Source organism: Pleurocapsa sp. CCALA 161 (assembly GCF_003003995.1).
Lineage (GTDB): Bacteria > Cyanobacteriota > Cyanobacteriia > Cyanobacteriales > Xenococcaceae > Waterburya.
The window spans coordinates 1-10,776 of sequence record NZ_PVWF01000134.1 but is presented as its reverse complement, the minus strand read 5'-3'; the positions used below and the strand labels follow the sequence as shown (position 1 = coordinate 10,776).

Sequence of the window (10,776 nt, the reverse complement as noted above, 5' to 3'; positions counted from 1 at the left end):
GTTTAGTACTATCAATTATGCTGCTGAACCAATTAAAGGAAGAGATATTAACGACAAGCCTTTTGAGGGTGAAATATATCAAGGGATTGAACTAGGAATTGAAACCGAACTAAGTGCTAACTGGCTAGCAACAGTTTATTTCTATCACGAAACTCAAAATAATATTACTACTACCGATCTCAACGAACCCGATTTTGAGTTACAGATTAACGAGCAAACTAGTAATTCATGGACAGGAGAACTAAGAGGGGAAATTAGTCCTGGTTGGTGGATTTATGGATTTTATACCTATACCGATGCCAGCGTTACCGAAGACGAAGTAATTACAGTCGGTAGTTCAATTGCAGGATTAGCAAGACATAGCGGTGGTTTGTGGACTAGCTATGAAATTGCTCAAGGTTTCTGGCAGGGCTTGGGTTTTGGTAGTGGCGTAACCTGGAGTGGAGAACGCTCAAGTGATGCAGAAAATAGTTTTACATTACCTAGTTATTTGCAAACGGATGCAGCTATTTTTTACTCTCAAGATAATTTTAGAGCAGCAATCAGCCTCCAGAATTTGTTTAACGCAGGTATAGAGGATGAAGAAGTGGCAAGGCGATCGCTTTTGGGTACAATCTGGGTTCAATTTTAAAATTAAATTCTGCTTCTGTTAGTTGATTGCCATAGTTTCTCTGTGGTGGGTCTGTAGTAAATTGGCAATATCTGGACCAAGAGGAATGATTCCACCAGGGTTTAAAGGGAACAAATTGCCGTAGTAATCGCGTTTGACGCTTTCAAGATCGCAAGTTTTGGCTACTCCTGGCAACTGATATAGATCTCGTAGATATCCACTCATGTTTTGATAATCAGCTATACGGCGCAGGTTGCATTTGAATAGCCCATAGTAGACGATATCAAAACGAAACAGGGTTGTAAATAATCTGACATCAGCTAAAGTAGGGCGATCGCCACAAAGATAACGTTTTGTTGCTAAGACTAGCTCTATTTCATCGAGAGTCGCAAATAACTCTTGACTAGCAAGATCATAAGCCTGTTGAGATTGAGCAAATCCACAGCGATAGACACCGTTATTAACGGTACGGTAGATTTTCTCGTTCCAGAAGTCTATTTCTGCTTGCTGTTGAGCTGGGTAAAGATCGAAGTCGGGATATTGGGCAAATTGGTTGAACTGAGAATTGAGGATTTCAATAATTTCAGCACTTTCGTTGTTAATAATTGTTTTTGTCTCGTCATCCCACAAAATCGGTACAGTAGATCGCCCTTGATACCCAGGATAAGCTAGCTGATAGAGTTCGGGGAGAGTGCCACAATTTAATTCTGGCTCAGATAAAACCCAGATTCCCTCGTCGGGGGAAGGATAAACTATCGAGACAGCGATCGCTGTTTCTAACCCTTTTAAAGCTCTGGTGACTAGAGTACGATGCGCCCAAGGACAGCCCATTCCCACATATAAACGGTAGCGATCGGCAGCAGCTTGAGTACTAAGATAATTTCTAAACTGGCTTTGGGGACGAATATACTCCCCTGTTTGATTGCGCGGTGCAAGTTGGGACATCATGATCTGCCACATGGTTGTCCAGACAAATTTGCCCGTTTTAACAACTAACTTACCTGGAAGAGACTTTGCCATCAGCTTTTATTTAACTATAGTGCAGTGCGTAATCTTATCTACTTAACAGCATAGTAACTAAGAGTGGTGTTGCCGTAGGATTTAGTACGATAGATTTCTAATCCAGGTATTTCTTGGGCTTGCCATAGCTGAGGATTGTGTTCTACAGCGATCGCACCTTCGGTTTTAACTAATTCCAATGCAGCGATCGCTTTTAAGACAGGTAAGTATAAATAACTATCATAGGGAGGATCGAAATAAATCCAGTCAAATTGCTGTCCAGTTAGCTTTTTAATTTTGAGTAAGACATCTCCCTGAATCAGTTCATAGGATTGTCCAGCCTGAATTACTTGCTGCCAGTTCGACTCAATCACTTTACAGGCTTTCCCATACTGTTCAATCCCCACGACTCTGTTTGCTCCGCGACAAAGTGCCTCTGCTCCCATCGAGCCATTCCCCGCACATAAATCCAGCCAGCTAGATCCTACCAAGCGATCGCGCCAAATGTTAAACACAGCTTCTCTTACCCTGGCTGCGGTGGGACGGGTTCTTTGTCCTGGAACTGTTCTCAGTTGCCTATTTCCATAAATTCTCATAGTACTAATTTTAATCAAAAAGTCTTTGAGCATTGGCAAGCTCAGAAAATTCTAGAACTCAGGCAAAAATGATTCTCAAAGTAACTTATAAACTAGTGATCTCACAGTAAATAATGATTAGAATAACTATTAAGTTTTCTATATACTTGGTATAGTCAAAAATATTGTTAATGACTTCTATTCTTACGCAACAGCCTCAACTCAACGCTCCAACTATATGTAAACTCGATAATGGTTTAACTATTATTGCCGAGCAAATGCCTGTCGAAGCCGTTAATCTTAATGTTTGGATTAATGTTGGTTCAGCACAAGAAAGCAATGAAATCAACGGCATGGCACATTTTTTAGAGCATATGGTATTTAAAGGTACGCCTAACCTAGAGATTGGTGAATTTGAGCATTTAATTGAAAAAAAAGGTGCAGAAACCAACGCTGCCACTAGTCAAGACTATACTCATTACTATATAACCACTGCACCGCAAGATTTTGCAGAATTAACACCCCTACAGCTGGATGTACTTCTCAACCCCAGCCTAGAAAACGAGGCTTTTGAACGAGAAAAACTAGTGGTTTTAGAAGAAATCCGTCGTTCTGAAGACAGTCCCAGTCGTCGGATCTTTACTCGTTCGATGGAAACCTGTTTTGAAACATTGCCCTATCGCCGTCCTGTATTAGGGCCTGCATCAGTAATTGAAAATTTGCGATCGCCACAAATGCGTGATTTTCATAGTGCTTGGTATCAGCCTAATTCTATGACCGCAGTTGCAGTAGGTAATCTACCTGTTAAACAGTTAATTGAGATTGTCAGCAATAGCTTTGAACAACATTATCATTCTCGTGCAGAATCTCTTCCAAATAATATTCCTGCCGTAGTCCCAGAAGAACCTTTTACAGAAATAGTCCGTCACGAAAATACCGACGAAAGTTTACAGCAGGCAAGATTAATTATGACCTGGCGCGTGCCTGGTATGGAAAACCTCGATCAAACTTATGCTTTAGACATTCTGGCAGCAATCTTAGGGCAGGGTAAAGTATCTCGCCTATTTAGGGAATTACGGGAAGAAAAAGGTCTGGTTAATCAGATTGGCGTTAGTAATATGACTCAAACCCATCAGGGAGTGTTTTATATCTCTGCTGCTTTACCGACGCAAAACATTGAAGCAGTAGAACAGGCGATCGCTCAACAGATTCGCACTATTCAAAACGAACCAATCGCCAGCAAAGACATTGAGCGTATCCGTACTCAAGTAGCCAATCGTTTCATTTTTGCTAACGAACGTCCTAGCGATCGCGCTAACCTTTATGGCTACTACTATTCCCAGCTACAGGATCTCGCCCCTGCTTTAACTTATCCTGAGCAAATTCAGTCCGTATCGGCTCAAGATTTACAAACGGCAGCCCAAAAATATCTTAATCCTGATGCCTATGGCGCAGTGATTATGAAACCCCTGGGCAATGAGTAGTCGAATTGAATAACTAACCAGTAATATCTATCAAATATCTACCAAATATCTATCAATAGTTATAAACTTATCAAACAAATATTGTTCTAAAAGTAGATGCAGCAAGTAATGTGCTTTTCATAGGATTGGTTTTGTAAATAAAAATTAAATAAAATATTTCATGACTATATCCTTAAGAGACGATGTAATGTACATCTTGCTCAACAAAATCCATGAACAAGATTCAAAGGGGATTCATTCTGTTGATTTCCAAGCAACAGACTTTACTGGCAGAAATTTAACGATCGCTGATTTTTTGGGGCATTTAGACTATCTAAATCAGAAACAGTACATTATTGCTGACTTCTCTGGCAATGCCTATGCTAATCAAGAAGATGTACCCGATTTAATCGATGAAGAAACAGTAGATTTTCGTGTCGCCAACACCTTCGGCGCACCAGATGGTCCATTGCCTCATTTGATTAAGTTCAAAAAAGCTCAATTAACGGAAAAAGGGGTAAAAATGCTGGAACGGATGGAAAAAGATCCTCCCCAGGCACTAATGAAAGGTGTATCTAGTCCAATCGTTGATAAATATACGCCCTTTTTAGAAGAAGTTGCTCTTAAAGCTGAACTACCAGATATTTTTGATGCCAGAGATTTAAGCACGATAGTTTATCGCACTATGCGCGATCTGATGACTACTGAAGCAGCCAAGACGGTTGAATCTGAACTACACGAAGAAGCCGAAGAAGGGGCTACCAACAAAAGACTTCAGGATGAAATTGCCGATCTATGGAAAGACGATAATCCGATAGTTGCTTGGTTGAGTAAAGTTCGTCCACCATTGAAGTTCGATGCCGACACGTTTATTTTTCGGGTAGAAAAAGAAGGCGGTTTGCCTCGTGGGACAAGTGGCGAAAAAGTAATTAATGCTGTATTCGCTGCCACCAAAGAAGAATTGTCTGAAGATACTATACAAGAAGTATCTAAATTCTTGCCTGGTAAAATCAAGGATATGTGGGAAGCCGCTTAAAACGAAGTAGGGAATTATTTAGAGTGTTTACTTTGATGCCAACAATTCCCTCTTTCCTGTTCGTGACAAGTTAAGGTTGTGTGTTGTTTACCAACTAGTTTTTAGCTCTAAGCTATAAGCTCTAAGCTGTAAGCTTTTAAAACATTTATTGAGATACAGCATTGCCAGCTTGATACTCTACTAATTGCCAATAGCGATCATCTCCTGGAAATTGAGCAATTACGGCAGTTTTGCCAAATTTAACGGCAACATTACCATAAAAGTAATCTCCATATCCATTTAGCGGAGTCCACTGTTGTGTCGTGAGATCGACTACCTGAACATCAACAGCTTCAGGGACAACTAAATTAAAATAGGTAGACCAATTAGGAGTTAAATCTGCTGATAAAGGTTCAATTAGACTCACCTGATGTTGATAAAAATGACCGTAAACTTTGGGTAATTCAGCAGCCGAATTAGTCGCTTGAATCTGATATTTAATTACCTCCCCATATTGTTCTAGATCGTCTTTTTGTTTAGCGAAAATAGTTAAGTCATAAGTACCAGCACTGGGAGGGGCAACACTAATAATTATATTTTCTCCCTGACGATTAACTAAAATAGTATCGGTTAGCTCTAAATTGTTTTGTTTTAATTCGGCGATCGCAACTATATTGCGTGGTGCTTTGAGTTGAATATCAAGGCGATTAGCAGTAGTAATTTGATAATTACTATGACTGCTTATGGCTAATCCTAGACGATAAAAAAGAGCTGAAATATAGGGTAAATTGTCAAACTCTGCTCTAGTATAGGGTCGCTCTAAAAGTTGCCAACCCTGATCCTGCGGGTAATGGTTATTTAAAAATCGTTGGGGAGAAGTCGCAAAATAATCGGGATTATACTCAAAAGTAAACTGATCATCTTGAACCGCTCCAGCACCAAAAGTTGTGTCGAGTAAATACCAAGCACCGTCTATACTGACGCTATTCCAAGCATGATTAACATCCTGAAATCGGACATCATTTACTGGAGTTGCCCCTTTAGCATAGCCCGTGATAATTGCTGCTTTTAAATTCATTGCTTCGGCTAGTGCTTGATAAAGATTACTATAACCTGAACAAATAGTAGTGCGATCGCGTAAAACTTTAGCAGGATTAATATCGGGATAGTTGTTATTATTCAGCGCCTCGTGAAACGCAGCAACATCATAGCTAATATGCTGCGTAATCCAAGCGTAAATGATTCTTGCCTTATCTGCTTCTGTCGGTGCATTTTTGGCAAGCAGATCGGCTAATTCTTGGACCGATGAACCAGAATAATTTAACTGTTTTGCTAAAGCATCAATCTGGGCAAAATCTTGTCGAGCTAAATTGTCGGTATTGCCAAACTGAATGGGTTGGTATTGTTGACTAGCAAAACTAGTTGATGGTAAAGAGATTAATTGCTGCTGTCCTGAAAAGTTAACTGCTCGATAAACGTTCCCAACCGTTACTAATAACGTACCGCCTAAAATAGCGCTCATCAAGCCACGACTGAGGCTATGATATTTTTTGTGGCTTAGTTTGCGCTTGAAACTACCTTTAGTAGTCATAAAAATATCCGTTATCCCGATAAAACTGGTGATTTCTCAAGATAATGGCGAAGAATACCTTCCCGAAACGATCTCAGTTACCTCGACTCTGTGACATGTAGCACTTATAGCGAAGTAGCAAGTAAGATTCACCATAATCATTAATACAAAATAACCATCTCTGAAATTAATTGAAATGACTATAATCACTTGCCAATTCAAACTTCATGGACAGGCTATTCTAGATATATTTAATGAGGCGATCGCTAATTCCACAGCTTTGTATGAATATGAACCGAGGAATTTAGCCACAATTCAAGCTTGGTTTAAAGTTAAAGCAGAGCGCAACTATCCCATCATTGGGATTGAAGACAGCGGTCGATTAGCGGGATTTGCTACCTATGGAGCTTTTCGCACCCATGCTGCTTATCAATATTCAGTAGAACACTCAGTTTATGTAGAAACTAAATGTCGCCGTAGAGGTATTGGTCAAAAGCTTTTACAGGAATTAATTTTGCTGGCAAAGCAACAGAACTACCATACCATGATCGGCGGTATTGATGCGGAGAATACAATTAGCATTAAACTACATCGTTCACTAGGCTTTACTCACTGTGGCAGCATTAAACAGGTAGGTTTTAAATTCGGTAAATGGTTAGACTTGGAATTTTATCAATTAATTCTCTAGTCATTCCAAATAGAAAACATAGATTAATTACTACTCGCCATATTTTGCTTGGTTTCTCGCAAATAATTACACCATTTTGCTGCCAATAAAATGTCGGTAAAGGGAATCAGGATCGATTTTTGGTTTTTGAAGTCAAATTCTAGGCTAGGTTTTCCTTTATTAGGTAGATTTTCTAGGTTTACGTCAACAAGGCGATCGCTCACCAGGAGATTGATCTGATTTACCTCATCTAAAGAAAAAGTTTCTAGCTCGACCATACCCCGACGGGTAGGTTTTCCCCAAATAATTTGACCTTCTTTTCTACCTAATACGGCGTAGATATCAAACTTGGCATTATCAAAATCTTCTGCCCAAATTTTGTAGGCTTCTAGCTTATGATATTCGTTCCAGCCACTCCAGGCTAACCAAATAAACGCCAGCAGTAATGGTAGCCATAACAATCCTCGTTCCATATTTAATTGCTCGCAAATTCTTGATCGGGAAAGCAAAACATCGTCTTCCCCTAACTCAATTCTATTCTGCTAGCTCAATAATTCCCCCACCCAAAACCATGTCATCATGGTATAAAACTGCTGCTTGTCCTGGGGTGATACCAAACTGATGTGACTCAAACATAATTTTGATCCGAGCGTTACCCAAAGGAATTATCTGTGCAGGAACAGAGGCAGAACGATAGCGAATTTTGACTTCGGCGTGAATCGGTGTAGTAGGTTCAGCAATGGATACCCAGTTCATTTTAGCAGCAGTACATTCAAGTCTCCCTCCTGCATGGCGATCGCCTACAACAACTCGGTTCATGACCGCATCTAATTTAACTACATACAGAGGTTCTGGCGCAGCAATACCCAAACCCCTTCGTTGTCCGATGGTGTAGTGGTGAATACCTGTGTGTTTGCCCAAAACATTCCCCGCCATGTCGACAATTTCCCCCTCTTTCTGCTTAATATAGCGGTCTAAAAACGTCTGCATTGAACCATGAGCTTCAACCAAGCATAAATCCTGGCTTTCTGGCTTTTCTGCCGTAGCTAACCCAAATTCAGCAGCAATGCGTCGGGTTTCCTCTTTAGTTTGATTGCCGAGGGGAAAAACCGAAGCGGCCAATAATTCCTGAGTTAAATCGTATAAAAAATAGGACTGATCTTTATTGGCATCTACAGCTTTTAAGAGCTGATAGCGATCGCTATTGTCGTCGTATTGTATTCTGGCATAATGTCCCGTAGCAATTTTGTCTGTCCCTAGCTCTTGTTGAGCATAAGTTAACATTGGCGCAAACTTTACGGCACGGTTGCATTGAGAACAAGGCAGGGGAGTTATTCCCACTTCGTAACCATTGACGAGGTAATCAATAATGTGTTCTTGAAAAACATCTCGACTATCCACAATATGATGAGGAATTTTTAATTCTTCACATAGCTGCGCAGCATCTACCATGCCTTCAGAGCAGCATTGCCCTTTACCCTTCATTAACCAAAGAGTAAGACCAATAACTTGATAACCTTGATGATGGAGAGTTGCAGCTGCAACTGAGCTGTCTACGCCACCTGATAAGCCGACAACGACTTTGTTCATGAAACTAATTCGAGAATATTTAACGTTTATTCAAGCTGGATTTATTTAGCTAATTATTGCTCATCATACTAAATTTTCTCTCTTCCCTGAACCTGAATCGCGAGCAATATTATTGCTTGTAATTAATTTCTCTGGTAAGAATAAATCATTTTCCCGATTTTAGCTGGCTAAAAACATATTTAAATCTTCAATCAGTTGAGTCAGATCTGCTTCACTAGTTAAACGGATGCGATCATCTCGTAGCGTCAGGAGAATTTTGGCAGCAAAAGGACTAGGGTAAATATTGGGATTACAGAAAATTTCTAAAAATACATCTCCTGTATAGCGATATTCCATTGATTTTTGCTTCACTGGACGATTACCCGCTCCAGTATTAGCTGTGGCGATCGCCTTCAGACTTTGCATTAGTGTAGCTATTTCTGTCTGTAACTGTTTGGCAGCTTCTTCTGAAAAACTAAAACTAACTGCCCCTTGAACTAAATTGAGGGTTAACTGAGCCATATTTAAAAACTTAATTTAATTTAACAACTAAGAATTAATGCTAATTAATCGTAATAAATTCTTAGTTTGAATCTATCAGATTTTAGAGATTTGAAAATTTATTTGTCAGAAAATATCTCAATAAGTTACCTTTTTCTAAATAACTCAACATTGCTACAAGCACAGGAGAATAAAGACTATAACTAGTTTTTAAACTATGATTATAAAGCAAAGCATCTTGGGAAAGTTTCTATTCTTAATATGGTGCAGGATAATCGCTCACAGGTTCGTCGTGTTCTTTGGTTTACTTTACTTTTAAATTTGTTTGTAATGAGTCTTAAGTTTGCTTTGGGGATAGCTACTGGCTCATTGAGTCTGCAAGCAGATGCTCTCCATAGCGTTACAGATAGCGTCAATAATATTTTAGGGTTGGTAACTAATCGGTTTTCCTCTCCCCAGCCAGATCGAGAACATCCTTATGGACACCAAAAGTTTGAGGCGATCGGTGCATTGGGCATCGCTGCATTTTTGGGAATTGCCTGTTTTGAAATTCTGCGCGGTGCAGTAGAAAAACTTTTTTTTACTTCTGAAAGTGCTGCTGTGAAAGTATCGCCGACAGAGCTATGGTTATTACTGGTAATTCTAGGAATTAATATTTTTGTCGCGTTTTATGAACGTCATGTCGGCAGAAAAGTCAACAGTCCAATTTTGATTGCCGATGCCAAACATACAATGAGCGATATTTGGGTGACAATTATTGTAATTGCTGGATTAATTGGAGTATGGCAAGCAGAAAAGTTTAATTTGCCCCAATTACTCTGGCTAGATGTAATTTTGGCTTTTCCAGTAGCGCTTTTAGTCTTTTATAGTGGGTGGGAAGTAATTAGCGAAAATCTACCCTGGCTAGTTGATGAAATGGCGATCGCCCCAGAAGCAATTTATGATGTAGTGATGAAAGTTCCAGGAGTTATTAACTGTCATGATATTGCCTCGCGGGGAATGTTGGGTAGACAGGTATTTATTGAAATGCACCTGATTGTTAATACTGATGATTTAGTCGTTGCGCATCAGATTACCGAACAGATTGAAGAGAAATTAGAACAGAGTTTTGGTACGGTGAGGGTGATAATTCACGTCGAACCACCCGAATATGAAGAAGAAGATATTAGCTTTGGCAGTAGCGAAGCTATCAAGTAGAGAAAGTTAGGAGAGGAAAGTTTTCTCAGTAGACATAAGTAGCTGGGTGAAATTAAATATCAAATAACGGATTTTTATTTTTCTCCCCTATCTCCCCTATCTCCACTACTCCACTACCTCACATAAGTCTTTAAATTAATTATGCCTAGCTACTTAGGTGTAAATAAAGTCACCATTCGTAAATTGTCAAAGCCTCACAGTTAGATGCTTCTGATGTTATGCCCTGGTGGCTTGTCCCCGAATGGGGGTGCTTCTGCGTAGCAGTATTCGCTAAATTCAACAAACTTGTAATAAAAAATTAATTATATTTTTAGATTTACTAAGCAGATAACTTTCTGCCGTTTTCTATTTTTTATCTTTACTCTGTTAAAATTACCATGGCTTATATTAATATTAATACATAATGTTGCCAAGTTAAGAGAATAAAAGAATAACTTAAAGCTTAAAAATTAAAGATAATTAAATTATTAAAAAGTCATATACGAGTAATTTAATGTAATAAATCAAAAAAGTTTATATATGCAAAATAATAAATTTTTATTTAATTGCTATTTAATTGGCGAGGGAAATTTACTAATAGAATGTGCCGAAATATTACTTAGGCATCAAC

At 39.1% G+C, this 10,776-nt stretch carries 11 protein-coding genes; 5 read left to right on the top strand and 6 right to left on the bottom strand.

The features are described from left to right. Window positions 1–631, top strand: a 631-nt coding sequence (locus C7B62_RS21550; RefSeq protein WP_146132166.1) for a TonB-dependent receptor domain-containing protein, incomplete at its 5' end; no start/stop codon positions are given. An 18-nt stretch (window positions 632–649) separates the two neighbouring features. Here C7B62_RS21550 and C7B62_RS21545 read toward each other — a convergent pair. Further along, complete coding sequence (locus tag C7B62_RS21545) at window positions 650–1,630, bottom strand: glutathione S-transferase family protein (protein WP_106242166.1); 981 nt, start codon at window positions 1,628–1,630, stop codon at window positions 650–652. 38 nt (window positions 1,631–1,668) lie between these two features. Further along, complete coding sequence (gene rsmD / locus C7B62_RS21540) at window positions 1,669–2,205, bottom strand: 16S rRNA (guanine(966)-N(2))-methyltransferase RsmD (protein WP_106242169.1); 537 nt, start codon at window positions 2,203–2,205, stop codon at window positions 1,669–1,671. Between the two features lie 170 nt (window positions 2,206–2,375). Between rsmD and C7B62_RS21535 the strand changes: the two genes are divergently transcribed. Then, window positions 2,376–3,668: a pitrilysin family protein gene (locus C7B62_RS21535; protein WP_106242163.1), complete on the top strand. Its 1,293-nt coding sequence runs from the start codon at window positions 2,376–2,378 to the stop codon at window positions 3,666–3,668. A gap of 160 nt (window positions 3,669–3,828) precedes the next feature. Beyond that, a complete protein-coding gene (locus C7B62_RS21530; RefSeq protein ID WP_106242161.1) occupies window positions 3,829–4,683 on the top strand; it encodes a DUF2267 domain-containing protein in 855 nt (284 codons plus the stop codon). Window positions 4,684–4,828: 145 nt separating this feature from the next. Here C7B62_RS21530 and C7B62_RS21525 read toward each other — a convergent pair whose 3' ends face one another. Then, a complete protein-coding gene (locus tag C7B62_RS21525; RefSeq protein ID WP_106242158.1) occupies window positions 4,829–6,253 on the bottom strand; it encodes a transglutaminase domain-containing protein in 1,425 nt (474 codons plus the stop codon). A 175-nt stretch (window positions 6,254–6,428) separates the two neighbouring features. On the opposite strand from C7B62_RS21525, the gene C7B62_RS21520 reads away from it, so the two are divergent. Beyond that, the gene (locus C7B62_RS21520) at window positions 6,429–6,920 is read left to right on the top strand and encodes a GNAT family N-acetyltransferase (protein WP_106242156.1); all 492 of its coding nucleotides are present in this window, start codon (window positions 6,429–6,431) and stop codon (window positions 6,918–6,920) included. A 23-nt stretch (window positions 6,921–6,943) separates the two neighbouring features. Here the strand turns inward: C7B62_RS21520 and C7B62_RS21515 are convergent, their stop codons facing one another. From C7B62_RS21515 to C7B62_RS21505, 3 genes are all read right to left on the bottom strand, one after another. Then, window positions 6,944–7,372, bottom strand: coding sequence for a hypothetical protein (locus C7B62_RS21515; protein ID WP_106242153.1), 429 nt, complete (start codon window positions 7,370–7,372; stop codon window positions 6,944–6,946). Window positions 7,373–7,433: 61 nt separating this feature from the next. After that, window positions 7,434–8,489 (bottom strand): tRNA 2-thiouridine(34) synthase MnmA, encoded by a 1,056-nt coding sequence (gene mnmA, locus C7B62_RS21510; RefSeq protein WP_106242151.1) that lies wholly within the window; start codon window positions 8,487–8,489, stop codon window positions 7,434–7,436. A gap of 159 nt (window positions 8,490–8,648) precedes the next feature. After that, window positions 8,649–8,990, bottom strand: a complete 342-nt coding sequence (locus C7B62_RS21505; protein WP_106242148.1) for a hypothetical protein — start codon at window positions 8,988–8,990, stop codon at window positions 8,649–8,651. A gap of 240 nt (window positions 8,991–9,230) precedes the next feature. Here C7B62_RS21505 and C7B62_RS21500 point away from each other — a divergent pair, with 240 nt between their 5' ends. Then, window positions 9,231–10,166, top strand: a complete 936-nt coding sequence (locus C7B62_RS21500) for a cation diffusion facilitator family transporter (RefSeq protein WP_106242145.1) — start codon at window positions 9,231–9,233, stop codon at window positions 10,164–10,166. Window positions 10,167–10,776: the final 610 nt, after the last annotated feature.

What these genes read in the sequence shown, in the direction of transcription:
- C7B62_RS21515 (WP_106242153.1), bottom strand. Translation starts at nt 7,372, where the DNA reads ATGGAACGAGGATTGTTATGGCTACCATTACTGCTGGCGTTTATTTGG.
- mnmA (WP_106242151.1), bottom strand. Translation starts at nt 8,489, where the DNA reads ATGAACAAAGTCGTTGTCGGCTTATCAGGTGGCGTAGACAGCTCAGTT.
- C7B62_RS21500 (WP_106242145.1), top strand. Translation starts at nt 9,231, where the DNA reads ATGGTGCAGGATAATCGCTCACAGGTTCGTCGTGTTCTTTGGTTTACT.
- C7B62_RS21520 (WP_106242156.1), top strand. Translation starts at nt 6,429, where the DNA reads ATGACTATAATCACTTGCCAATTCAAACTTCATGGACAGGCTATTCTA.
- C7B62_RS21545 (WP_106242166.1), bottom strand. Translation starts at nt 1,630, where the DNA reads ATGGCAAAGTCTCTTCCAGGTAAGTTAGTTGTTAAAACGGGCAAATTT.
- C7B62_RS21535 (WP_106242163.1), top strand. Translation starts at nt 2,376, where the DNA reads ATGACTTCTATTCTTACGCAACAGCCTCAACTCAACGCTCCAACTATA.
- C7B62_RS21505 (WP_106242148.1), bottom strand. Translation starts at nt 8,990, where the DNA reads ATGGCTCAGTTAACCCTCAATTTAGTTCAAGGGGCAGTTAGTTTTAGT.
- C7B62_RS21530 (WP_106242161.1), top strand. Translation starts at nt 3,829, where the DNA reads ATGACTATATCCTTAAGAGACGATGTAATGTACATCTTGCTCAACAAA.
- rsmD (WP_106242169.1), bottom strand. Translation starts at nt 2,205, where the DNA reads ATGAGAATTTATGGAAATAGGCAACTGAGAACAGTTCCAGGACAAAGA.
- C7B62_RS21525 (WP_106242158.1), bottom strand. Translation starts at nt 6,253, where the DNA reads ATGACTACTAAAGGTAGTTTCAAGCGCAAACTAAGCCACAAAAAATAT.